The organism is Ralstonia flaminis, from assembly GCF_958415495.1.
Lineage (GTDB): Bacteria > Pseudomonadota > Gammaproteobacteria > Burkholderiales > Burkholderiaceae > Ralstonia > Ralstonia flaminis.
Map to the genome: position 1 here is coordinate 106,618 of NZ_CATZLL010000002.1, position 22,578 is coordinate 129,195.

20 protein-coding genes are annotated in these 22,578 nt (G+C 64.3%); 13 read left to right on the forward strand and 7 right to left on the reverse strand.

Annotated elements, in window-relative coordinates; genetic code table 11:
• Positions 1-2 precede the first annotated feature (2 nt).
• Both R2N11_RS03110 and R2N11_RS03115 read left to right on the forward strand, forming a co-directional pair.
• The gene (locus R2N11_RS03110) at positions 3-1,235 is read left to right on the forward strand and encodes an aminotransferase-like domain-containing protein (RefSeq protein ID WP_316680332.1); all 1,233 of its coding nucleotides are present in this window, start codon (positions 3-5) and stop codon (positions 1,233-1,235) included.
• Between the two features lie 36 nt (positions 1,236-1,271).
• Positions 1,272-2,702: an FAD-binding oxidoreductase gene (locus tag R2N11_RS03115; RefSeq protein ID WP_316680100.1), complete on the forward strand. Its 1,431-nt coding sequence runs from the start codon at positions 1,272-1,274 to the stop codon at positions 2,700-2,702.
• A gap of 18 nt (positions 2,703-2,720) precedes the next feature.
• Here the strand turns inward: R2N11_RS03115 and R2N11_RS03120 are convergent, their stop codons facing one another.
• Positions 2,721-3,563 carry an IclR family transcriptional regulator gene (locus tag R2N11_RS03120; RefSeq protein ID WP_199027281.1) on the reverse strand — a complete coding sequence of 281 codons (843 nt, stop codon included), beginning with the start codon at positions 3,561-3,563 and terminating at the stop codon, positions 2,721-2,723.
• 202 nt (positions 3,564-3,765) lie between these two features.
• On the opposite strand from R2N11_RS03120, the gene R2N11_RS03125 reads away from it, so the two are divergent.
• From R2N11_RS03125 to R2N11_RS03165, 9 genes are all read left to right on the forward strand, one after another.
• Positions 3,766-4,836 carry an ABC transporter ATP-binding protein gene (locus tag R2N11_RS03125; RefSeq protein ID WP_316680101.1) on the forward strand — a complete coding sequence of 357 codons (1,071 nt, stop codon included), beginning with the start codon at positions 3,766-3,768 and terminating at the stop codon, positions 4,834-4,836.
• Entirely contained in the window at positions 4,833-5,690 is an 858-nt protein-coding gene (locus R2N11_RS03130; RefSeq protein WP_199027278.1) for an ABC transporter permease, read from the forward strand. The genes R2N11_RS03125 and R2N11_RS03130 overlap by 4 nt, the downstream gene beginning before the upstream one ends.
• A 10-nt stretch (positions 5,691-5,700) precedes the next feature.
• Positions 5,701-6,495, forward strand: coding sequence for an ABC transporter permease (locus R2N11_RS03135; protein WP_199027276.1), 795 nt, complete (start codon positions 5,701-5,703; stop codon positions 6,493-6,495).
• A 13-nt stretch (positions 6,496-6,508) separates the two neighbouring features.
• Complete coding sequence (locus R2N11_RS03140; protein WP_316680102.1) at positions 6,509-6,841, forward strand: (2Fe-2S)-binding protein; 333 nt, start codon at positions 6,509-6,511, stop codon at positions 6,839-6,841.
• A 2-nt stretch (positions 6,842-6,843) separates the two neighbouring features.
• On the forward strand, positions 6,844-8,268 hold the full coding sequence (locus tag R2N11_RS03145) for an FAD/NAD(P)-dependent oxidoreductase (protein WP_316680333.1): 1,425 nt from the start codon (positions 6,844-6,846) through the stop codon (positions 8,266-8,268).
• Complete coding sequence (locus R2N11_RS03150; protein WP_316680103.1) at positions 8,261-9,394, forward strand: NAD(P)/FAD-dependent oxidoreductase; 1,134 nt, start codon at positions 8,261-8,263, stop codon at positions 9,392-9,394. Before R2N11_RS03145 ends, R2N11_RS03150 begins: the two co-directional genes overlap by 8 nt.
• Positions 9,395-9,429: 35 nt before the next feature.
• Complete coding sequence (locus R2N11_RS03155) at positions 9,430-10,494, forward strand: ABC transporter substrate-binding protein (protein WP_104656479.1); 1,065 nt, start codon at positions 9,430-9,432, stop codon at positions 10,492-10,494.
• 57 nt (positions 10,495-10,551) lie between these two features.
• On the forward strand, positions 10,552-12,084 hold the full coding sequence (gene amaB, locus R2N11_RS03160) for an L-piperidine-6-carboxylate dehydrogenase (protein WP_316680104.1): 1,533 nt from the start codon (positions 10,552-10,554) through the stop codon (positions 12,082-12,084).
• Positions 12,085-12,338: 254 nt separating this feature from the next.
• Positions 12,339-13,256 carry a LysR family transcriptional regulator gene (locus tag R2N11_RS03165; RefSeq protein ID WP_316680105.1) on the forward strand — a complete coding sequence of 306 codons (918 nt, stop codon included), beginning with the start codon at positions 12,339-12,341 and terminating at the stop codon, positions 13,254-13,256.
• Positions 13,257-13,266: 10 nt separating this feature from the next.
• On the opposite strand, the gene R2N11_RS03170 is transcribed toward R2N11_RS03165, so the two are convergent.
• Together R2N11_RS03170 and R2N11_RS03175 are read right to left on the reverse strand one after the other, a co-directional pair.
• Positions 13,267-14,175 (reverse strand): alpha/beta fold hydrolase, encoded by a 909-nt coding sequence (locus R2N11_RS03170; RefSeq protein WP_316680106.1) that lies wholly within the window; start codon positions 14,173-14,175, stop codon positions 13,267-13,269.
• A 174-nt stretch (positions 14,176-14,349) separates the two neighbouring features.
• A complete protein-coding gene (locus tag R2N11_RS03175; RefSeq protein ID WP_316680107.1) occupies positions 14,350-15,420 on the reverse strand; it encodes an NAD(P)H-dependent flavin oxidoreductase in 1,071 nt (356 codons plus the stop codon).
• Positions 15,421-15,568: 148 nt separating this feature from the next.
• On the opposite strand from R2N11_RS03175, the gene R2N11_RS03180 reads away from it, so the two are divergent.
• On the forward strand, positions 15,569-16,153 hold the full coding sequence (locus R2N11_RS03180; protein WP_316680108.1) for a CGNR zinc finger domain-containing protein: 585 nt from the start codon (positions 15,569-15,571) through the stop codon (positions 16,151-16,153).
• Positions 16,154-16,272: 119 nt separating this feature from the next.
• Positions 16,273-17,037 (forward strand): SDR family NAD(P)-dependent oxidoreductase, encoded by a 765-nt coding sequence (locus R2N11_RS03185; RefSeq protein WP_316680109.1) that lies wholly within the window; start codon positions 16,273-16,275, stop codon positions 17,035-17,037.
• A gap of 321 nt (positions 17,038-17,358) precedes the next feature.
• Here the strand turns inward: R2N11_RS03185 and R2N11_RS03190 are convergent, their stop codons facing one another.
• From R2N11_RS03190 to R2N11_RS03205, 4 genes are all read right to left on the reverse strand, one after another.
• Entirely contained in the window at positions 17,359-18,795 is a 1,437-nt protein-coding gene (locus tag R2N11_RS03190; protein WP_316680110.1) for a M20/M25/M40 family metallo-hydrolase, read from the reverse strand.
• A gap of 127 nt (positions 18,796-18,922) precedes the next feature.
• Complete coding sequence (locus tag R2N11_RS03195; protein WP_199027249.1) at positions 18,923-20,470, reverse strand: methyl-accepting chemotaxis protein; 1,548 nt, start codon at positions 20,468-20,470, stop codon at positions 18,923-18,925.
• A 169-nt stretch (positions 20,471-20,639) separates the two neighbouring features.
• Positions 20,640-21,131 carry a GNAT family N-acetyltransferase gene (locus R2N11_RS03200; protein ID WP_316680111.1) on the reverse strand — a complete coding sequence of 164 codons (492 nt, stop codon included), beginning with the start codon at positions 21,129-21,131 and terminating at the stop codon, positions 20,640-20,642.
• Between the two features lie 2 nt (positions 21,132-21,133).
• The gene (locus R2N11_RS03205) at positions 21,134-22,540 is read right to left on the reverse strand and encodes an alkaline phosphatase family protein (protein WP_316680112.1); all 1,407 of its coding nucleotides are present in this window, start codon (positions 22,538-22,540) and stop codon (positions 21,134-21,136) included.
• Positions 22,541-22,578: the final 38 nt, after the last annotated feature.

Sequence of the window (22,578 nt, forward strand, 5' to 3'; positions counted from 1 at the left end):
ACATGCCGGCCTTTGCCGCCCCGTTTGCGCAACCTGCGGGCTCGCCCATCCGCGAGCTGTTCCCCTACCTCAGTCAGCCGGGGATGATCTCGCTGGCCGGCGGCTATCCGTCGCCCAGCCTGTTCGATGCCGAAGGGCTGGCACACGCCGCCGCCCGGGCCATGACGGGCGATGCGCAAACGCTGCAGTACGGCGCAACGGAAGGGTTGCCGATCCTCCGCACTGCGCTGGCTGCCCTGATGCGCGAACGCGGCATTCAGTCCGGTGCTGAACAGGTGATGGTGACCACAGGCTCACAGCAAGCATTCGACCTGCTGGTACGCGTGCTGATCGAACCAGGGGATACGGTTCTGGTGGAGGTGCCTGCCTATCCAGCCACGCTGCAAGCCTTGCGCCTGGCGCAAGCGCACATCGTGCCCGTGCCGATGGACGAGCACGGCCTGCAAGCCGACGCACTGGCCGCGTTGCTACGCCAGCTGCCCGCGAAGCAGCGTCCGAAGCTGCTCTACACCGTACCGAACTTCTCCAACCCTCGGGGCACGCTGCTAGCCGCCGAGCGCCGTGAGGCCCTGGTGCAACTGGCCTGCACCCATGGCTTCTGGGTGGTAGAAGACGATCCGTACGGCGAGCTGCAATTCGACACCGCTGACGCGCCGGATGGCAGCACGCCACCGATGCCGCCCACGCTGCGCACCATAGGCGACCGATTGGCAGATGGCGGCGTGAACCCGGTGGTGTATCTCTCCAGCCTGTCCAAAACCGTTGCCCCGGCACTGCGGGTAGGCTGGATGCTGGCCGACAGCAGCCTGCTGCGCCGTTGCGCCGTCGCCAAGCAGACGGTGGACCTGTGTACATCGCCACTGGCGCAGATGGTGGCCGCCCGCTACCTGGAAAGCGGACGCTACCCGGCCACGGTACAGCGTGCCCGCATCGAATATCAGCGGCGCATGCAGGCCCTGGTGCAAGGCATCGCTTCCAGCTTGAACGGCTGCGTGCATTGCGCGCCGCCAGCGGGCGGCATGTTCGTCTGGGCCACGTTTGCACAGTCGATCGCCCCACAGGCGCTGTTCGATGCCGCTGTCGCCCAGCAGGTGCTGTATGTACCCGGCAAGGCGTTCTACCCCGACAGCGCGCCGCACCACACCATGCGCCTGTCCTTCGCCGCGCCCGACGTGCCGCAGATCGAGCAAGCCGTGCAGCGGCTCGCTGCGGCCGTGACTGAACTCCTGCACTGACAGCCCCCTCGACTGACAACCCTCATCGCCGTTGCCATGACACCCGACAACCTGATCCCTGCCTTGCGCGACATCGTGGGGGCCGCCCATGTTCTGACCGGCGATGCGTGCATCGAATTCGAAACCGATTGGCGCCAGCGTGTGCGCGGCAAGGCGTACTGCGTAGTACGACCCGCCTGTACCGCAGAAGTGGCCAAGGTGATGCGTGCATGCGCCCAGGCCGGCGTCTCGATCGTGCCGCAGGGTGGCAACACCGGCCTCGTCGAAGGCTCGGTGCCCAATGCCGACGGCGAGCAGATCATCCTGAGCCTGCGCCGCATGCAGGCCGTACGCGCCATCGACCTCGCCAACATGACGGTCACGGTGGAAGCGGGCTGCGTGCTCCAGTCTCTGCAGGAGGCGGTGCACGAGGCGGGGTTGCTGTTTCCGCTGAGCCTGGGTGCAGAGGGCAGTTGCACCATCGGCGGCAACCTGGCGACCAACGCGGGCGGCACGCAGGTGGTGCGCTACGGCAACGCGCGCGAGCTATGCCTGGGGCTGGAAGTGGTGCTGGCTGACGGGCAAGTCTGGGAAGGCCTGCAGGGCCTGCGCAAGGACAACACCGGCTATGACCTGCGCAACCTGTTCATCGGCAGCGAAGGCACGCTGGGCATCATCACGGCGGCCACGCTGCGGCTGTATCCGCAACCCGCAGCGCAGCTGACAGCGTGGGCAGCCGTGCCCTCGCTGGAGGCGGCCACGGCGTTGCTGGCCTTGTCGCACCGGCATCTGTCTTCCGCACTCACGGGCTTTGAAGTGATGAACCAGGGAGCGCTCAAGCTCGTTGACGCGCACTACCCCCATCTACGCGTGCCGATGTGGCGCGAGACGATGTGGTGCGTCTTGCTGGAAGCGTCCGACAGCGAATCCGAAGCACACGCCAGAGCGCGGTTTGAACACCTGCTGCAAACAGCGATGGAAGACGACATCGTGACCGACGCGATCATCGCCGAGAACATCCGCCAGGCGCATGATCTGTGGCACATCCGCGAGAGCATCACGTTGGCGCAGGCGGCCGAGGGCCTCAACATCAAGCACGATGTGTCTGTGCCGATCTCACGCATTCCCGAGTTCGTGGCGCAAACCGATGCACAACTCCAAGCACTGGCGCCGGGCGTGCGGCTGATCAACTTCGGGCACCTGGGCGATGGGAACCTGCACTACAACATGCAGGCGCCGGCTGGTGCAGATGCGGCCGCGTTCATCGCGGCGCATGAGGCGGCGATCAGCGATGCGGTCTATCAGGCCGTTCACCGGTTTGGCGGCTCGATCTCGGCAGAGCACGGCATTGGTGCGCTCAAGCGCGACAAGCTTCCGCACTACAAGACGCCTGTGGCCCTGCAACTGATGCGCACCATCAAGCAGGCGCTGGACCCGCAGTGCTTGCTGAATCCGGGCCGGGTGCTGGCCGCAGAACCCACTCAGTGAGCCGAATCAGATTGCCCCTCAAATCGCACGATACGCGTCGCTCACCGCCATGGAATGCATGGGCCGACGCAGCGTCGGATCAAACGGGTTGATCTGCGTGGTCAGCCGGTTGGCTTCGCGCAGCAGCATGTCAACCACGATGGGCAGACGTTCGGCGCTCAGGCGGTTGACCAGCGTGCCGACCGACAGCGCGGCAACCACGTTGCCGTTGCGATCGAACACTGGCACCGCAATACCGGCCATGCCCTCGAGCAACCCGTCGGTCTTGGCGCTGTAGCCGCGTTCGCGGGCCTTTCTGACTTCAGAGCGCAGGTAGACCTCGTCGTACACGCTGTAGTGCCGGATGCGCGGCAGGTTGTAGCGCAGCACCTCTTCCTGCTCGGCTTCCGGCAGGTGCGCGAGGATCACCATCGCGCCCTGGCCCACGCCCAGTTCCACGCGGCCGCCCACATCGCCCGTGAAGGTGCGGATCGGGTACTGGCCTTCTACGCGATCAAGGCAAACCGCGTCGAAACCCGAACGCACCAGCAGCAGCACCGTGTCGCCCAGGCTGGCATTCAGGCGCAGCAGGGCCGGCCTGGCCACTGTGCGCAGATCGTTCACCGTGCCTGCCTGGGCCGCCAGGCAGAACAGATCCAGGCTCAGCCGGTACAGCTTGTTCTGTTGATCCTGCTCGACCATGCCTTCCTGCGTCAGGCCCTGCAGCAGACGGTGCGTCGTGGCAGGGGTCATGCCCAGCGTCTTGGCCAGGTAGGTGACACGCACACCTTGGTGCTGCTGCTCCGCCATGGTGCGCAGGATCTGGAAGGTGCGGTGCATGGCGCTGCGCTGATGCGCGTCGTCTTCGAAATCAGAAGCCATGAAGCTGGAATGGAGCGAATTTGGTGGATCGATTGTATTCCGTTAAACGGAATAACTTGGAGAAATATTCCGTTTACAGCGTATACACCTAGGAAAATTCAACGACCTGGCACGTGCATTGCAATAGCATATCCATATTCTTCAGACAGAGAAGTGCGGCGCTTAGGACCCAGAACTAAGGCCCCGTCGCAAAGGATGACCGATGAGTTTTCTGCGCCTCAACCATGTCTCCAAGCAGTACGGCGACCTCCGTGTGGTTCAAGACTTCAACCTGGAGGTGCACAAGGGCGAGTTCGTCTCGCTGCTCGGCCCCTCGGGCTGCGGCAAGACCACGACCCTGCAGATGATCGCGGGCTTTGCAGAGGTGTCTGCCGGCACGATCGAGCTGGACGGCAAGAACATCACCCGTGCCAAGGCCAACGCGCGCGGCCTGGGGATCGTGTTCCAGACCTACGCGCTGTTCCCGCACATGACGGTGCGCGAGAACGTGGAATTCGGTCTGGAGATGCGCAAGTGCCCGCCGGCCGAACGCCGCGAGCGCGCCATGCAGACGCTGGCGCTGGTGCATCTGGACAAGCACGTCGACCGCTATCCGCGCGAGCTCTCCGGCGGCCAGCGCCAGCGTGTTGCCCTGGCACGGGCGCTGGTCATCAAGCCGCCGGTACTGCTGCTGGATGAGCCGTTGTCCAACCTGGACGCCAAGCTGCGTGAAGAGATGCAGTTCGAGCTGCGCGAAATCCAGCGCAAGGTGGGTACGACCACCATCATGGTCACGCACGATCAGGCCGAGGCCATGTCGATCAGCGACCGCGTGGTCGTCATGGAGGCCGGACGCATCACGCAAGTGGATACACCGCTCACGGTATATGAGCATCCGCGCAATGCGTTCATCTCCACCTTTGTCGGCAAGGCCAATCTGCTGCATGCCTCGGTGGTATCGGGCAACAATGGTGAGATGCACGCCGCCGTGGGGTCGGTACAGGTGGCGCTGCCGCCGGGCACCCTGACCGGCAATTCGGGCAACTCGGTCGTACTGGCGCTGCGCCCCGAAAAGATGACCTGTACCGCCGACGGCACCGGCCGATGCGAAGGCCGCGTGACCGAACGCTTCTTCCTCGGCAATCAGTGGATGTACACCGTCGACACGCCGCTGGGTGCGTTGCTGGTGTCGGCCGTCAACGATGGCGATGCGCCGTGCGATGTCGGCCAGACCGTGGGCGTGGATTGGCAGGACCGCTATGTTCGCGTGATTGGCGCGGAGGTCGCAGTATGACCCGTCGATTCAATTGGGTGCCATGGAGCATGACGGGCCCTGCGCTGGCGCTGTTCACCGTGATGCTGTTGGTACCGCTGGCGTTGAGCGCGGTGCTGTCCTTCAACGCCTTTGATGCCGATAAGGGGCCTATCGCGGGCACCTTCACGTTTGCGCATTACCTGCACGTGGTGCAGGACCCGTACTACTACGAAATCTTCTGGCGCACGCTGCGCATCTCCGCACTGGTGACGGTGGTGTGCATTCTGGTCGGCGCGCCAGAGGCCTACATCCTGAGCCGGATGGGCAAACCCTGGCGCTCGATCTTTCTGCTCGTCATCCTGGCGCCGCTGCTGATTTCGGTAGTAGTGCGTGCGTTCGGCTGGAGCATGCTGCTCGGCCCTGAAGGACTGATCAACAGCTTGCTCAAGGCTATCGGTATCGGCCCGGTCAAGCTGCTGTACAACGAGACAGCCATCGTGATTGCGCTGGTGCACGTGATGTTGCCCTTCATGGTGATCCCCGTGTGGACGTCGCTGCAGAAGCTCGACCCGTGGGTGGAGAACGCCGCGCTCTCGCTGTCCGCATCGCACTTCACCACCTTGCGCCGTGTGGTGCTGCCTCAGGTCATGCCGGGCATTCTCTCGGGCAGCCTGATCGTGTTTGGTCTGTCGGCCAGTTCATTCGCCATTCCGGGTCTGCTGGGTGGGCGCCGCGTGAAGATGGTGGCCACACTCATCTATGACGAGTACCTGAACGAGCTCAACTGGCCGCTGGGTGCGGCCATTGCGCTGATTCTGCTGGCGGCCAATCTGATCATCATGCTGGGGTGGAACCGCATGATCGAAAGCCGCTACAAGAAAACGCTGGGCTGAGGGGGCGCACATGCAAAAGAACGGACCCCTCGCGCTCGCTTTCAACGCGCTCGTCATCACCTTCATGCTGGCGCCGCTGGTGATCGTGTGCATCGTCGCCTTCACCCCGGAAGAAACGCTCACGCTGCCGACCAGCCATGTCTCGCTGCGCTGGTTTGACCAGGTGCTGCATCACCCAGATTTTGTGCAGTCGTTCTGGAACAGCCTGTGGCTGGGTGTGGCGGCTGCCACCCTCTCCACTGCGTTGGCGGTGCCGGCGGCCATGGCCATCGTCCGCTCGCGGGCGCCGGGGCTGCAGTTTCTGCAGGGGTTGTTTTTGTCGCCGCTGATCATTCCGCACCTCGTGCTGGGCGTGGCGCTGCTGCGGATGTTTTCGCTGGTGGGCGGGCAAGGCAGCTTCGGCTGGCTGATCTTCGCGCACGCACTCATCGTCACGCCTTACACAATGCGGCTGGTGATGGCCGCGCTCGTGGGCTTCGATCACTCGGTGGAACATGCGGCCTACTCACTGGGCGCCAGCGGCTTTACGGTGTTCCGCCGCATGACGCTGCCGATGATCCTGCCGGGCATCACCGGTGGGTGGCTGCTGGCGTTCATCAACAGCTTTGATGAACTGACGATGTCCATCTTTGTGGTGTCGCCCGCCACCGTCACGCTGCCGGTACGCATGTACATGTACGCCACCGAATCGCTCGACCCGATGATGGCCGCCGTCTCGGCGCTGATCGTCTTCCTCACGCTGGCGCTGATGTTGCTGCTGGATAGGGTCTACGGCCTGGACCGCATCCTGATCGGCAAGCATTGAGACAGAGACCGCAATGAATGCTCCTGCAAGCCCGATAGCAGTTGCGCAACTCCAGCGCCTCAAGGAACGCAACCGCCCCACGGTGGCTTTCGTGCTGGATGGTCAGCCCGCTGAAGCACTGGCCGGCGACACCGTACTGACGGCGGTGCTCACGCAAACACGCCAATTGCGCATCAACGAATTCAGCCAGCAACCGCGTGCCGGCTTCTGTCTGATGGGCGCCTGCCAGGACTGCTGGGTGCGCCTGGCCGATGGCCGATCACTGCGCGCCTGCCAGACCATGATCGAGCCGGGCATGCATATCTGCACGCAGTTGGCCGCCAGCGAGGGAACTGCGCAATGGTGACGATGACTGTGCCCGTTGCGCCCACGTTGCAGCGTCAGAGCCAGCACGATTTGCCGCCCGTCATCATCGGTGCCGGGCCCGCAGGCGTGCGCGCGGCCGAAACCTTGCTGGCGCACGGCCTCAAACCCATCGTGCTGGACGAAGCGCCACGCGCGGGCGGCCAGATCTACCGTCGCCAACCCGATGGCTTTGGCCGCTCTGCTGCGGAGCTGTACGGCACCGAGGCCGCGCGGGCGCAGGCCGTGCATGCAACCTTCGACCGACTCCGCACGCAGATCGACTATCGCCCGCAGACCTTGGTGTGGAATGCACAGCCCGATCTGCTCGACCTGCTGCACGTACCCACGCGCGGCATCAGCAGCCTCGCCTGGCGCGACGTGATCGTGGCCACCGGCGCCACCGATCGCGTACTGCCCATCCCGGGTTGGACGCTGCCGGGGGTCTACACGCTGGGCGGCGCACAGGTCGCGCTCAAGTATCAAGGCTGCGCGATTGGCGATGCCGTGGTGTTTGCCGGCACCGGCCCCCTGCTGTACCTGGTGGCCAGCCAATACGCCAAGGCAGGGGCGAACGTGGTGGCGGTGCTCGACACGGCACCGGCTGCCGCGCGCTACAAGGCCGCGCCGGCCATGCTGGGCCAGCCTGCCGTCATGGCCAAGGGCATGGCGCTGGTCGCCTGGCTCAAGCTGCACGGCATTCCCATGCGCCACGGGGTGCGGTTGCTGCGTGCCGAGGGCGATGCGGCGGTTGAACATTTGGTGTGGCAAGACAGCGCCGGCCGCGAACAGCGCACCGCGTGTTCCGCCGTGGGCATGGGTTACGCCTTGCGCCCCGAAACCCAACTGGCTGATCTGCTGGGCTGCGCGTTCGAGTTCTCCACGCTGCACCGCTGTCATGTGCCCCGCATCGATGCGATGCGGCGCAGCTCGGTGACGGGCGTGTACCTGGCGGGCGATGGCGCCGGCATCATGGGCGCCGATGCCGCCGAGTCCTCAGGCGAGCTGGCGGCGCTCGCGCTACTGCAGGATCGACAGATCTCGATCGATACCGACCGCGTACGCCGCCTGCGTGCGCACCTGCAGAAAATCGAGCGATTCCGCCACGCGCTGGAAACGGCGTTTCCGTTTCCAGACGCGTGGGCTGCGCACGCCAGCGACGATCTGGTCGTATGCCGCTGCGAGAACGTCACCGCTGGCACGCTGCGCCAGACGGCCACCGAGTGTGGAGCACACGAACTGAACCGCCTCAAGGCGCTATGCCGCGTGGGCATGGGCCGTTGCCAAGGCCGTATGTGTGGTGCTGCGGCAGCAGAGATTCTGGCGCACGTACGCTCCGTACCGCTGGCACAGGTGGGCCGCCTGCGCGGTCAGGCGCCAATCAAACCGCTACCGCTGGATGTCACCGCCGGGGAGGACGAGCATGCATGAGCAACTGGCATGCGACGTAGCCATCATCGGTGGCGGCATCATGGGCAGCGCCACTGCCCTGTTCCTGCGCCAGCGTGGGCTGACGGTCGCACTGCTGGAGCGTGACCTGTGCGGCTCGCGCTCCAGCGGCGTCAACTTCGGCGGCGTGCGGCGCCAGGGCCGCGCCGTCGAGCAGTTGCCGCTCGCGCAGCGCTCACACCAGATCTGGGGGCGTCTCACCGAGCTGATCGGCACCGAGGCGGAGTACGAGCGCAGCGGGCACTTCAAGATCGCCCGCTGCGTCGCTGATATGGAATCGCTGGCCGGCTATGCCGAGCGCAGCGCGGGTTTCGGCCTAGGCCTGCAGTTGATCGAGGGCCGCGCCGCGCTGCAAAAATACTTCCCGATGGGGGGCGATCAGATTGTCGGCGGCTCGCTGTGCCCGGAGGACGGGCAGGCCAATCCGCGCCTGCTGTCTCCCGCATTTGCCCGCGCCGCGCAGGCTGCCGGCGCCGATGTGCGCGAGCATGCGCCGGTGCTGTCGGTCGAGCACAACGGCACACGCTTCGTCGTACATGCGCGGCAGCATGATCGGGACCTGGAGATCAAGGCCCCCGTTCTGGTCAACTGTGCCGGCGCCTGGGCAGCACAGTTTGCTGCGCAGTGGGGCGAGCCGGTACCCATGTTCACCATCCCGCCCACGATGGGCGTGACCGAGCCCTTACCCTTCTTCCTACCGTGGAGCCTCGGCGTGGAAGGCGGTGGCATCTACTGCCGCCAGGTGCGGCGCGGCAACGTGGTGTTCGGTGGCGGGCGCGGCTACCTGCTGGACGATCAACGCGCACGGTCATCGCACGTGGCGATCCTGCGCCAGTTGCCGCAACTGGCCACGCTGCTGCCACAGCTCAAGGACGCGCACATCATCCGCACCTGGAGTGGCACGGAAGGCAACCTACCGGATGACCAACCCGTGATCGGCGCCAGCGCCCGTCGCCCTGGTCTGTTCCATGCCTTTGGCTTTGCCGGTGCCGGCTTCCAGCTCGGCCCCGGTGTGGGCGATGTCATGGCCGAGTTGATTGCCGAAGGCCACACCACCACGCCGATCGAGCCCTTTTCCATCCACCGTTTTCTGCCACCCGCCGCTTGATGAAGTTGAAGCACTTGATGCCCCTGGAGACCACCATGCTTGTGAAACACGCACACACGTCAATCACGTCCATCATTGCCGCGGCGGCCGGTGCTGCCCTGCTCGCCGCCGGCGCTGCCCATGCCGAAACCAAGACGCTGTACATCGGCATGAATGGCGGCAACATGGAGCGCACCTACACGCAGTTCGTGTTCCCGCCGTTCGAGAAGGCCAACAACGTCAAGGTGGTCGTCGTGCCCGGCACCTCGACCGACATCCTCGCCAAGGCCCAGGCCACCAAGGGCAAAGCGCAGATGCACGTGATGACGCTGGATGACGGCGTCATGTTCCGCGCGATCGGCATGGGGCTGTGCGAGAAGCTCAAGCCCTCGGCCAACCTGTCAGCCGTGCCCGCCATTGCCCACCTCAAGGGCGATTACGCAGTGGGCCTATCGATGGGCCTGACGGGTCTCGCCTACAGCACCAAGATCTTTGCCGACAAGGGCTGGACCCCGCCCACCTCGTGGGGCGACCTGGCTGACCCGAAATACAAGGGCAAGGTGGTCGTGCAGTCCATGCCGGCATCGTCGTTTGGGCTGGACGCTTTCCTGATGTTCAACCGGCTCAAGGGCGGCACGGAAAAGAACGTCGACCCGGCATTCAAGGCATGGCCCACCACCATCGGCCCGAACGTGATCGAGTACATCCCCAACTCGTCGAAAGTGGTGGAGATGATGCAGGCAGGCGATGCGGCGCTGTTCCCCTACACGCTCACGCAGGTTGAGCTGATGAAGTCCAAGGGCATTCCGATGGAGTTCGTCGCGCCCAAGGAAGGCGCCGTCGTTCTGCTGACTGCGCAGTGCGTGCTGGCCAACAACCCGGATGCCGATCTCGCACAGAAGCTGGCGGACTACCTGATCAGCCCCGAGGCGCAGGCCCTCGCCATGGAAAACGGTTCCTACAACCCAGTCAATCCGAAGGCACCGCTCAAGGGCAAGGCTGCGGAAGAGCAAAACAAGATGAACGGCATTCTCAAGACCGCCGTGGCCTTGGACTGGGACGTCATCAACGCTGAGCGCCCAGAGTGGAGCAAGCGCTGGAACCGCGTGGTCGAGCGTTGATCGCCCGGCAAGCGCACACTGATCAGTTGAACACGAAAGAACAGTAAGGATGGATGTATGGCAGATTCCCGCACACGATTGCAAACAGTACTGAACGCCCTGGGCCTGGACTTGAAGACCTACGAAGGCACGGACTGGACGAGCCGCGCCCCACGTGACGGTTCCGTATTGGCCGGCGTCAAGTCGCACACCGCCGAGCAGGCGCAGACCGCCATCCAGAGCGCACACACGGCGTATCTGACGTGGCGTGCCGTACCCGCTCCGGTGCGCGGTGAGCTGGTGCGCCGCCTGGGCGAGGCGCTTCGCACGCACAAGGCAGCCCTGGGCGAACTCGTATCACTGGAGGCAGGCAAGATCGCCTCCGAAGGCCTGGGCGAAGTACAGGAGATGATCGACATCTGCGATTTCGCGGTCGGCCTGTCGCGGCAACTGCACGGCTTGACCATCGCCAGCGAGCGGCCCGGGCACCGCATGATGGAGACCTGGCACCCGATGGGCGTGGTGGGCATCATCTCGGCGTTCAACTTCCCGGTGGCGGTGTGGTCGTGGAACGCGGCGCTCGCCCTGGTATGCGGCAATGCCATCGTCTGGAAACCGTCAGAGAAGACACCGCTGACCGCCATTGCGTGCCAGCACCTGATGCAACAGGTGGTGGATGCGTTCAATCAGGAGAAACCAGACGCCATTCCTGCAGGGCTGAGCCAGTTGCTGATCGGCGGGCGCGACGTGGGCGAGGCGCTGGTGGCCAGCCACCTTGTGCCGGTGGTCAGCGCCACGGGCTCGACCCGCATGGGCCGTCAAGTTGGCGTGAAGGTGGCGGAGCGCTTTGGTCGTTCGATTCTGGAGCTGGGCGGCAACAACGCGATGATCGTCACGCCCTCGGCCGATCTGGAACTGGCGGCCCGCGCGATCACCTTTGCCGCCGTGGGCACGGCAGGCCAGCGCTGCACCTCATTGCGCCGCCTGATCGTGCACCGCTCGGTGGCCGACACGCTGCTGGCACGCCTGGAAAAGATCTACCAGAGCATTGCCATTGGCGACCCGCTGGCCAACGGCACGCTGGTTGGCCCGCTGATCGACCAGGCCGCTTTCGATGGCATGCAACAGGCATTGGCACAGGCACGCACCGAAGGTGGCACAGTGCTCGGCGGCGAACGCGTGCGTGAAGAACTCGGTGCCGATGCCTGGTACGTGCGCCCCGCGCTGGTCAAAATGCCCAAGCCGACCAACGTGATGCAAAGCGAGACCTTCGCGCCCATCCTGTACGTGGTGGTGTACGACGGCGACACCGACGAGGCCATCGCGATCCAGAACGGTGTGCCGCAAGGCCTGTCGTCGGCCATCTTCACGGGCAGCCTGACCGATGCCGAGCGCTTCATGTCGTCGGCAGGCAGCGACTGCGGCATAGCCAACGTCAACATTGGCACTTCGGGCGCCGAGATCGGCAGCGCGTTTGGCGGCGAGAAGGAAACCGGCGGCGGCCGTGAGTCCGGCTCGGACGCGTGGAAGGGCTACATGCGCCGCGCCACCAACACCATCAACTACAGCGGCGCGCTGCCGCTGGCGCAGGGCGTCCGGTTCGACGTGTGACGACCAGGCGGCGACGAGGTCGGCTGTCGAACCTCGTCGTCTTCTTGCCGCTCAGCGCAGGGGGACGTGTCTGGAAGCGTTCCATGAAACCGCTGGCATGCTCTCCAGGTGTGGGCGCAAGATCGCGTCTTCAGCCCCATGACGGTGTGGATGGCACCGACAGCGCAGGCAATGCGCCCCCCCACTCCGGTGACAAGCCGGTCGCAATCGCTTTCCTGTGCTTCAATGCAGTTCGACTGCAACACTGCACCCACATGAAGCGCTTCGACGACCTGTACCTCTTCACGCGCGTGGTGGAGGCCGGTGGCTTTTCCGCCGCCGAGCGCGCCACGGGCATCCCCAAGTCACGCCTGAGCCGGCGCATTGCCGAACTGGAAACGCAGCTGGGCACGCGGCTGCTGCAGCGTTCCAGCCATCGCGTATCGGTCACGCCGGTGGGCGAGGCGGTGTATCGGCATGCACGCGACATGGCTGATGCATCTGCTGCCATCGAAGCACTGGCGGGCGCAGCGCGCAGCGAACCTGCCGGGGTGTTGCGCGTGGGCACGTCGCCGCTGCTGGCCGAGACCTTGCTCGCCGGCTGGCTGGCCGAGTTTGCCGATGCCCACCCAAAGCTGCGCATCGAACTGGACCTCTCCAACACCTATGTCGACCTGATCGAACAACGCATCGACGTTGCCATTCGCGCGGCCACCGGGCCACTGCCGTCGCGCGACGTGGTGGCACGCCATCTGGCGGCCTCGCCGCGTGTGCTGGTGGGCAGTCCCACGTTGCTTGCCCGCGTGGAAGCGCCAAGCACGCCAGCGGATCTCGACAACCTGCCGTGCCTTGGTCAGGGCACACTTGCGCGCAGCCGTGACTGGGTTCTGCAGGATACGCGCGGCCATCGGCTGGCACTGCCCATCCGGCCGCGCTTTGCCGCCGACAACATCATCACGTTGCGCGAAGCGGCCATCGCCGGACTGGGCCTTGCCATCTTGCCTCAGCACTGCTGCTATGAGGCGCTTGTTGATGGCCGCTTGCAGACTGTGCTGCCGAGCTGGACGCCTGAGCCGGCCGACCTGCATGCGCTGTACCCATCGCGCGCGGGTGTGCCGCCTTCGGTGAAGGCGCTGGTGGCATTCCTGCGGGAGCGCTTTGCCAAGGAAGCCACCATGCAACCGATCAACTGAGGCCGGCCACTTACCTCACCACCCTGCCGAAAAAGTCGAGCATGCGCGCACCGATTTCCTCGTAGTGCGTCTCCAGCGCAAAGTGGCCGCTGTCGACAAAGTGCACTTCCGCATCCGGCAGGTCGCGCTTGAACGCCTCCGCGCCGGGCGGAATGAAGATGGCGTCATTGCGGCCCCATACCGCCAGCAACGGCGGACGATGCGAGCGGAAGTACGCGTGCAGCGCTGGATACAACGCCACGTTACTTGCGTAGTCCAGGAACAAGTCCATCTGGATGTCGCGCTGGCCCGCGCGGCCCAGGAAGTACTGATCCAGCAGATAGCCATCCGGTGCTAAGCGCGTCGGATCGGGCACGCCGTTCAGGTATTGCCATTGCGTCATCTCATCGGAGACCAGCGCGTGCAGCTCCCGGCGATGCGCTTCGTCCGGATTGGCCCAGTAGGCCTTGATTGGCGCCCATGGGCCCTCACCCAGGCCTTCTTCGTAGCCGTTGCCGTTTTGCGTGACGATGGCCGTGATGCGTTCCGGATGTGCCATCGCCAGGCGCCAGCCAGTCGGCGCACCGTAGTCGAACACGTAGATCGCATAGCGCGACAAGCCAAGCGCTTGCGTGAAGCCATCCACCACGTGCGCAAGGTTGTCGAAGGTATAGCGGAAACCCTCCGGCACCTGCGTCAAACCAAAGCCCGGCAGATCCGGTGCAACCACGTGATAGCGCTCGGCCAATTGCGGAATCAGGTCTCGGAACATGTGCGAGGCACTCGGGAAGCCGTGCAACAACAGCACGGTGGGCGCATCGGCCGGGCCGGCCTCGCGATAGAACACGTGCACACCCGCAACGTCTGCCGTGCGATGGCGGACGGCGGTGGGGGCATAGGCATCAGCAACGAGATCGGCCGGGTGGACTGGGGCGTTCATGACAGGGCTCCTGGTGAGATTTTGAGGAACAGCACCGAAGCCAATGTAACCAGTGAAATTATATTTTTCAAGTTACATGAAATTTTCCCATTGGTCGCATTCCGATCTGTGATGCAAAACAAAACGGGCACGCCGTATGGCGTGCCCGCGTGGGGAGTCCTGCAGCAGGAAAACTCAGGTGAGCCGCTCAAGTGCCTGGGTGGCGATGCGGCGTGTGATGACCTCGGCGGAGTCTTCCGTGGCCAGTTGAGCGCCCTGGCCCGACCACAGGTTGATGAAGTCGCCCGAGCCGATCGGCTCGGTTTTGGCGCGCAGCGGTGCCAACGAGCCACCGGCCGTCGGGAAGGCCGGCGCAAACGCACTCATCGGACCAATCTCACGCATCAACCGGTTAACGATGCCGCGCGCCGGGCGACCAGTGAACAGGTTGGTGAGTGCAGTATCCGCATCCGTCGCTCGCTTGAGTGCGGCGCGATGGATGGCCGACGTCTTCGCCTCGGGCGAGAGCATGTAAGCCGTGCCGATCTGTGCCGCCGACGCCCCCAGGGCAAACGCCGCCACCACGCCCCGCGCATCGCCAATGCCGCCCGCCGCGATCACCGGCACGCGCACCGCATCAACCACCTGTGGCACCAGCGCAAACGTGCCAACCTGCGATTCGATGGCCGTCGTGAGAAACATGCCGCGGTGCCCACCGGCCTCGTTGCCCATGGCGATAATGGCGTCCACACCGCGGGCTTCCAGCCAGCGTGCTTCTTCCACCGTCGTGGCGGCAGCCATGACCTTCGCGCCGGTGGCCTTCACGCGCGCCTGCAGTTCGGGCGCCGGCAGGCCGAAGTGGAAACTCACGACTTCGGGCTGGATCTCTTCAACCAGCGCACAGGTCGCTTCGTCAAACGGTGCACGGTTCACGGCCGGCGCCTGCGTGTTCAGGTCGATGCCGAACTCCGCGTAGTACGGCGCCAGATGCGCACGCCACTTGGCCTCACGCTCCGGGTCAGGCTGCGGCGGCGTGTGGCAAAAGAAATTCAGGTTGATCGGGCCGCGCACGGCCGCACGAAACTGCTCGACCTGCTGACGGATCTGGTCTGCGCTCAGCATCGCGCAGGCGATTGAACCGAGCCCTCCCGCGCGCGACACGGCAATCGCCAGCTCGGCGCCCCCCACGCCAGCCATCGGTCCAAGCACGATCGGCACATCGATGTTGAACAACGCCAGCACGCGGGCATCAGGCCATGCGCTCATGATCTTCTCCAGCAAGGGTCTTGGATGGAGACATGGTAATGCGGCTGCCTTTGTGCGCGATTCCGGTCGCGGAGGCCCATTCCACGATGTAACTGGAATAATTTACATATACGGTTACAATTGCGACATTGAAGCCGAAGCTCATTCCATGCCCCAGCCCGCCGCCGCATCGCCTGACTCACCCATGCTGATCGCCGACCACCCGGTGCTCGACATGCTCAACACCGTCGCCAACGTCGATGGGCAGCGGCGCGACTTCTGGCAAACCGATGAGGATGTCTCTGACTGGCTTGTGCGTGCCGGCTGGTTGACGGAACCACTGGCCGGCGGCTACCCGCCCGGCGTGCTGCTTGCCGTGGCGCGGCATCTGCGTGAGGTGATCCGTACGCTGGTGGAGGCGCGCAAGGCCGGTCAGCCTGCCAGCGCGGATGCGCTCAACGTCTTCCTGCGACAGGCACCCAGCCACCCTGTGCTGGTATGGGATGGCGACATCCCACGGGTAGACCGTCTGCGCCCAACCGATTCCGTCGAACAGCGCCTCGCCCCGCTGGCCGAAGCCGCCGCCCACCTGCTGGCGGAAGGCGACTTCCAGCTCGTGCGCATGTGCGAACACCCGGAATGCACGCTGTGGTTCTACGACCGCACCAAGTCGCACAAGCGCCGCTGGTGCAGCATGGCGGTCTGCGGCAACCGGCACAAAGTGGCGGAGTACCGCAAGCGCCAGCAAGGCTGACTCACGCCACCCGGTCGTTCCAACGCTGGAACGCCGCGTCGCCGCCACGCTGGCTGCGCGCGGGTCGGCAGCTTCGTAATCTGTTCTCCCGAAACATTGCCCTCTTTCAGGAGAACACCATGTCGCAAACCCAATCCCCCTCCGCACCGCGCCTGGCCGGCCGCACGGCCATCGTCACCGGCGGTTCGCGCGGTATCGGCGCAGCCGTTGCACGTCGACTGGCCGCCGATGGCGCACGCGTGGCCGTGGTCTATCGCAGCAACAGCAACGAAGCCAATGCGGTCGTCGAGTCCATCCGCAAGACGGGCGCAGAAGCCATCGCAGTACAGGCCGATGTAGCCGATGCAGCCTCCGTCAACACGATGGTCACCACAGTGCGCGAAGCCTTTGGCGCCATCGACATCCTCATCAACAATGCAGGCATCCTGGAGGGCCAGCCGGTGGGCGAGATCGATCAGACGTCGTTCGACGCGCAGTTCCGCACCAACGCCTTCTCGGTCATCCTTGTCACCCAGGCGGTGCTTCCACACGTGCCGGCACGCGGTGGGCACATCGTGAACGTGTCGTCGAGCCTGGTGTATCGACCGCGGGCGGGGCTGGCGGTGTATGCCGCAAGCAAGGCGGCTGTCGACGGACTCACGCATGCCTTTGCCGTCGAGCTGGGGCCGCGCAACATCACCGTCAACGCGGTGGCACCGGCGCTCACACGCACCGACATGACCGCGCCAATTCCCGACGAAGTGAAAGACCGCATGCGCGAATCGACCCCGCTGGGCCGCCTGGCCGAGCCCGAGGACATTGCAGACGCCATCGCCTTCCTCGCCTCAGACGACGCACGCTGGGTCACCGGCCGCACACTCAAGACGGACGGCGGCTTCATCTAAGAAGCCCACTGAAACGGCCATGCCTCTGGCACGTGCACCCAGACGGTTTGGCCGTACCCTGCCCTATGCGGCGCCTTGAATTTTTGTGAGCGGGCGGAAAAAAGAAGGAGGCTGTCTGAGCGCAGCGAGTTTGCCTCCTTCTCCGCCCGGTCACGGAAATTCAAGGAGTGGGTCGCCGCATCGGGCGCGCCTTTCTTTGCTTACTTTCTTTGGCAAGACAAAGAAAGTGAGTCGGCCCCGGCAGGGGACGAAACCGCTGCGCACCACCACCGCCAGTAAGCCTCAATCCGCGCCCACAAAACGCAGGCGCGGCACCCGCATTTACTCAGCCAGTTGCTTAACCAGGCGGTAGAGGAACTCCCGCCCGTCATACAACCGCGCGATCTCAATACGCTCATCCAGACCGTGCGTACGCAGGTCAGCCGGCTCAGTGAACAAACCCGACACGCCATACATCGGAATACCAGCATTGCGCATGAAGCGGCTATCGGTAGCGCCCGTGCTCATCGCCGGGATGACCGGCACATTCCACATCTGCTGCGTAAGCGTATCGACCGTCTTCACCAGATCGCCGTTGAGCGGCGACGCCGGGCTCGCGAGCGGCTTGTTGATGTAGCGCACGGCAATCTTGTCGTTACCGATCACCTGTTTGAGCTGACGATCAATGTCGGCCGGATCATCATGCGGCAGGATGCGGCAATTGACGGTTGCCTTGGCCGACTGCGGCAGCGCATTCTCGGCATGCCCGGCGTTGACCATGGTGGCAACACACGTGGTGCGCAACTGCGCGTTGTAGAACGGGATAGCCGACAAGCGATCAATCGCCGCCTGATCCGGCTTGCCCGTACCGACCGAGCGCATGTCGTCCGCCAGTTGCCCCGTGGCCAACGGCGCGCTGCGCGCGAAGTAAGTCTGCGTCACGTCCGCCAGCTTGACGGGAAACTGATACGCCCCCAGCCGGTCCAGCGCCGCCGACAGCGCGTACACCGGATTCGTCTTGGTCGGCACCGAGCTGTGGCCGCCCACGTCACGCACCTCCAGTTCGTAGGTGGTGTACATCTTTTCTGCCACCTGAATGCGGTGGAGCACCGGTTTGCCGCCGCGCAACTCGCCACCGCCGCCTTCGTTGATGCCGAATTCGGCCTTCACCAGCTCGGGCTTGTTATTGACGATCCAGTACGCGCCGTTGCTCGGCACATCGCCACGTTCTTCGTCGGTGGTCAGCGCGAGGATGATGTCGCGCGAGGGCTTGAAGCCCTCCTGCTTGAGCTGCCCCAGCACAGAGACAAACGCAGACGCCATCGCCTTGTCGTCAATCGAACCGCGCGCAGTGAAGTAGCCGTCGGTCTCCTGCAGCTTGAACGGATCGGTCTTCCAATCCTCACGCTTGGCTTCCACCACGTCGATATGGGCCAGCAGCAGAATCGGCTGCTTCGCACCGGTGCCCTTGTAGCGCAGCACCAGGTTGCCCTTCTTCGGGAAGGGCTCGATCACTTGCATGTCAGAAGCAGCAAAGCCCGCGTCGGCCAGGCGCTTTTCCATGGCACGTGCGGCCTTGGTGGTGTCACCCACCGAATGCGTCGTGTTGATCTCGACCAGCTCTTTGTAGATGTCGTGATAGCGCTGCTGCTCGGGCGTGAGCGTGGTGGGCGCAGGCTTGCTGGCGGGGATGGTCTGGGCGATCGCCCCGGCGCTGCATGCCAGTACGGCGGCAGACACAAGGGCACGAACAGAAACACGACGACACTGGAAACGCATGACACCTCCGAATAATCGTTATGAGTGCACCGCATAAAAAAAGCGGGGCCGACCCGAAGGTCGACCCCGCAGTGTAGCGCCGCAGCAGCCAGATTGCTGCCGGGGCAAACCATCGGGAAATGGTGTGTTACATCGCCACGCGGAACACCGCCACCGCACGGCGCAGCTCGTCAGCCTGCTCTTCCAGAGCCTGTGCGGCAGCGGCAGCTTGCTCGACCAATGCAGCGTTCTGCTGCGTCACGTCGTCCATCTGCGTGACGGCTTCGTTGATCTGCTCAATGCCACTGCTCTGCTCGGCCGAGCCCGCACTGATCTCACCCATGATGTCGGTCACGCGCTTCACCGCCACGACGATCTCTTCCATCGTCTTGCCAGCACGTGCCACCAGGTTCGAACCCGAATCCACACGCGTGGCGGAATCCTCGATCAGCGATTTGATTTCCTTGGCAGCACCCGCACTGCGCTGTGCCAGCGTGCGAACTTCACCAGCCACCACGGCAAAGCCGCGGCCTTGTTCACCCGCACGTGCAGCTTCCACTGCGGCATTCAGCGCCAGGATGTTGGTCTGGAAGGCGATGCCTTCAATCACCGCGATGATGTCGGTGATCTTGCGCGACGATTCGCTGATCTCGCCCATCGTTGCCACCACGTCCTGCACCACGGCACCGCCCTGCACAGCGATCTCGGAGGCACTCACCGCCAGCGCGCTGGCCTGACGGGCGTTGTCGGCGTTCTGCTTTACGATGCTGGTCAGCTCTTCCATGCTGGAAGCGGTTTCTTCCAGCGAGCTGGCCTGCTCTTCCGTACGTTGCGACAGGTTGGTGTTGCCGGCGGCAATCTGCTGCGTGGCCGAAGCAATCGACTCGCTGCCACGGCGCACCGTGACCACGGTCTCCTTCAGCTTGCCCTGCATCTGCTGCAGACCTTCCATCAGCACGCCCATCTCGTCACGCGAGTGAATGCGCACCTCGGTCGTCAAATTGCCGGCGGCAATCTCGCGGAAGTGCACCAGCATCTCTTCCAGCGGGCGCGAGATGGCTCGCGAGAGCACGACATAGCAGCCGATTGCCAGCGCCACACCCAGCCCGATCACGATCAGGAATTCCCACACCAACTGGGTGAAGAAGGACTGCGCATCCTTGTACGCCGCAGCCGAGACCTCGGTCTGGATGGCATCGAGGCGTTCCAGCTTGGTCAGGTACGGTGTGGAGAGTTCAAAGAGCTTGTCCAGCACGAGCGGCTTGGCGGCCTCCAGGTCATGACGCTTGAAGGCCTCGAACGTCGGCTCCATGCCTTGCTTCATGAACGCCTCGAGCGCAACCTTCGCCTCGCCGGCGGTGCGCTCTTCTTCAGCCGTGGCGAACGGCAGATCGTTGTAGGCCTTCCAGGCTGCCAAGCCTTCCTTGTAACGATCCTGGGCGGCACTCACCAGCGGTGCAATCTTGGCGTCGTCCGTTTCATAGATGGCACGATCGAGTGCGGTGCGTGCCTGCCCCACTCGCGCAATGGCCTGGCTCACCGCCCGCGCCGATGCGAGCTGATTGCCATAGGTTTCCTTGAGCGCCGCATTGGAGCGCAGATTGCCGTACAAACCGAGCGCACCGACGCCCGCCAGGAATACAGCCAGAACAAACAGCACCAGCGCCAGCCGGGCTTTGATGGAGAGCGTCTTCATATCTGCGGTCGATTGCTTGGGGAGAATGCTTTTGTGGGGTGCCTCGGGCTGCACCGACTTCAACCAAGCTAACGACAGATACTCAGCGATCTTTAATCACTGTAAGACGCGGTCACAACATCAGCGCGACGCAAAGCTTTGCACGCGTTCAATGTAATGAAAGCGCAAATCAGAACTGCATCCGGATCATCAATGCATTGGCCAGCGGCACACCGCGCACCATGACGGTCTGGCGTGCCATCACCGCAAACCCGTTGCGGGCAAAGAAGGCTTCGGCGCACAAACTCACGTGGGCCTGCACGCGCGGCTGGCGACGCTGCGCGGCCAGATTAAGAATGTGATTCATCAGGCGCTGCCCCACACCTTGCCGTGCGTGCGCCGCCGCCACGAAGAAGTGGTCGATGTAGCCGTTCACCTGTAGATCGGCGTAGCCCACGGGTTGCCCATCGATCTCGGCCACGAAGGGCTCGATACGGCGGATGCGTTCGGCCCACTGCGCGGTGTCGTAGTCAACGGGGGCCCAGGCTTCGATTTGCTCCGGGCTGTAGCGCCCGGCGGCGATTTCATGCACGGCAGAGTGGAAGATGGCGTGCAGGGCGAGCTCGTCGCCGGGTTCAAAGGCGCGGATCAGCGTGGGGCGATGCTGCAACGGTGTGTTCATGCTCATTGACCTGCATACGGCAAATCCATCGACGCTAACACGTCCTTGATGTGCTGCGCCGCCTGCTGAGCATTCTGGGCAGCCGGCACGGGTGGTTGCTGATCGGTCGACAGATTGCGCACGTGATCATCAATGCTGATGCCCGTGCCCAGCGGCGCCAACATCGCTGCCGATTCGTGCATGGCCCACTGGAAATCGTTGAGTGGTGCATTGCGCGCAGCCTGCAGGCCGACCGGGTCAGCAACCATGGTGCGGGCGACGATCGGGTCCCGGTTGTCATCCGGTGCGGTCAACTCCAGCACTTGAGCGAGGTCCGGCGCGCTCGCATCGCGGGCGGTGAGCGGTGTCTGGATGTTGTAGCGGTTGCGCAGCGTCTTGATGATGGCGGTGTGGTCGTACGGCTGCGCCACAGTCGAGCGAAAGACGGTGCCCCTGGGAATCCACGGCGACACCACCACCGCCGGCACGCGCACACCCAGCCGGTCAAACGCGAAGAGCTGCCCCGGCTGCGGCGGGCTGGGCGGCACGGCAGACGGCGGCGGCACGTGGTCATAGCAGCCGCCATGTTCGTCAAAGGTGACGACAAGCAGGGTCTGGTGCCACTGTGGCGAGTTGCGCAGCGCGTTATACACCTGGGCGACCAGCGCGTCGCCATAGCCGACATCGTGCGGCGGGTGCATGTCATTCGGCCAATCGAGATCGGCAAAGTAGCGCGGCTCGATAAAGCTGTAAGAGGGCAGCCTGCCGTTGGAGGCATCGTCCAGAAAATCGTCGAACAGGTGGAAGTGGTCTAGATGCATCCACAAGCGCGTGAGCGTGAGCGACTGCGCAAAGTCGTGGTAATAGACGCCCCAATCGTCCGGCACCACGCCGTCAAGCGCGTTGAACAGCGTCGGCATCAGATACGGAAAGTGCACCGGCGAGTTGTTCGGATAACCGTGCGCCGTGCCGGTGTGCACGAAGAAGCGGTTGGGCCACGTCTGGCACGGCGCGGCGGCAAACCACGCGTCACTCACGGCGTAGTTGCGTGCCAGCGTGGACAGTGCCGGCACCTGGTCCGACGTGAAGAAATGCATGATGTCGCGCGGGTCACCGCCGTTCTTGGCGTAGTTGGTGGTGAAACCCTGCATGGTGGGCGTCTGCCCCAGCGGAGTCTGCGCGCCAAAGAGTTGCTGGTTGATGTCGGTGAACAGCTCGCCCGGGTCGGGGCTGGGCAGCGTCATCACGTTGGGTGGCGCCGGCGTGGTCCACACGCGGATGGGTTCACCGCTGCCGTCGGGGTTGGTCTCGGTGCCGGAGAGCCCGTCAAACTCGGCGCTCTTGGGGTAGAGCGTGCCGAACAGGTTGTCGAATGACCGGTTCTCCAGCATCAGCACGACCACGTGCTGAATGACGCTCAAGCCTGGCATGATGGCCCCCTCGTCTCGTTGTGCAGTGGCCGCCATAT

Bases quoted from the DNA above. Each gene is read 5' to 3' on its own strand.
- R2N11_RS03155 (WP_104656479.1), top strand. From the start codon at position 9,430: ATGCTTGTGAAACACGCACACACGTCAATCACGTCCATCATTGCCGCG.
- R2N11_RS03115 (WP_316680100.1), top strand. From the start codon at position 1,272: ATGACACCCGACAACCTGATCCCTGCCTTGCGCGACATCGTGGGGGCC.
- R2N11_RS03165 (WP_316680105.1), top strand. From the start codon at position 12,339: ATGAAGCGCTTCGACGACCTGTACCTCTTCACGCGCGTGGTGGAGGCC.
- R2N11_RS03175 (WP_316680107.1), bottom strand. From the start codon at position 15,420: ATGAGCGCATGGCCTGATGCCCGCGTGCTGGCGTTGTTCAACATCGAT.
- R2N11_RS03145 (WP_316680333.1), top strand. From the start codon at position 6,844: ATGACTGTGCCCGTTGCGCCCACGTTGCAGCGTCAGAGCCAGCACGAT.
- R2N11_RS03190 (WP_316680110.1), bottom strand. From the start codon at position 18,795: ATGCGTTTCCAGTGTCGTCGTGTTTCTGTTCGTGCCCTTGTGTCTGCC.
- R2N11_RS03185 (WP_316680109.1), top strand. From the start codon at position 16,273: ATGTCGCAAACCCAATCCCCCTCCGCACCGCGCCTGGCCGGCCGCACG.
- R2N11_RS03150 (WP_316680103.1), top strand. From the start codon at position 8,261: ATGCATGAGCAACTGGCATGCGACGTAGCCATCATCGGTGGCGGCATC.
- R2N11_RS03180 (WP_316680108.1), top strand. From the start codon at position 15,569: ATGCCCCAGCCCGCCGCCGCATCGCCTGACTCACCCATGCTGATCGCC.
- R2N11_RS03110 (WP_316680332.1), top strand. From the start codon at position 3: ATGCCGGCCTTTGCCGCCCCGTTTGCGCAACCTGCGGGCTCGCCCATC.
- R2N11_RS03170 (WP_316680106.1), bottom strand. From the start codon at position 14,175: ATGAACGCCCCAGTCCACCCGGCCGATCTCGTTGCTGATGCCTATGCC.
- R2N11_RS03200 (WP_316680111.1), bottom strand. From the start codon at position 21,131: ATGAACACACCGTTGCAGCATCGCCCCACGCTGATCCGCGCCTTTGAA.
- R2N11_RS03140 (WP_316680102.1), top strand. From the start codon at position 6,509: ATGAATGCTCCTGCAAGCCCGATAGCAGTTGCGCAACTCCAGCGCCTC.
- R2N11_RS03125 (WP_316680101.1), top strand. From the start codon at position 3,766: ATGAGTTTTCTGCGCCTCAACCATGTCTCCAAGCAGTACGGCGACCTC.
- R2N11_RS03195 (WP_199027249.1), bottom strand. From the start codon at position 20,470: ATGAAGACGCTCTCCATCAAAGCCCGGCTGGCGCTGGTGCTGTTTGTT.
- R2N11_RS03120 (WP_199027281.1), bottom strand. From the start codon at position 3,563: ATGGCTTCTGATTTCGAAGACGACGCGCATCAGCGCAGCGCCATGCAC.
- amaB (WP_316680104.1), top strand. From the start codon at position 10,552: ATGGCAGATTCCCGCACACGATTGCAAACAGTACTGAACGCCCTGGGC.
- R2N11_RS03205 (WP_316680112.1), bottom strand. From the start codon at position 22,540: ATGCCAGGCTTGAGCGTCATTCAGCACGTGGTCGTGCTGATGCTGGAG.
- R2N11_RS03130 (WP_199027278.1), top strand. From the start codon at position 4,833: ATGACCCGTCGATTCAATTGGGTGCCATGGAGCATGACGGGCCCTGCG.
- R2N11_RS03135 (WP_199027276.1), top strand. From the start codon at position 5,701: ATGCAAAAGAACGGACCCCTCGCGCTCGCTTTCAACGCGCTCGTCATC.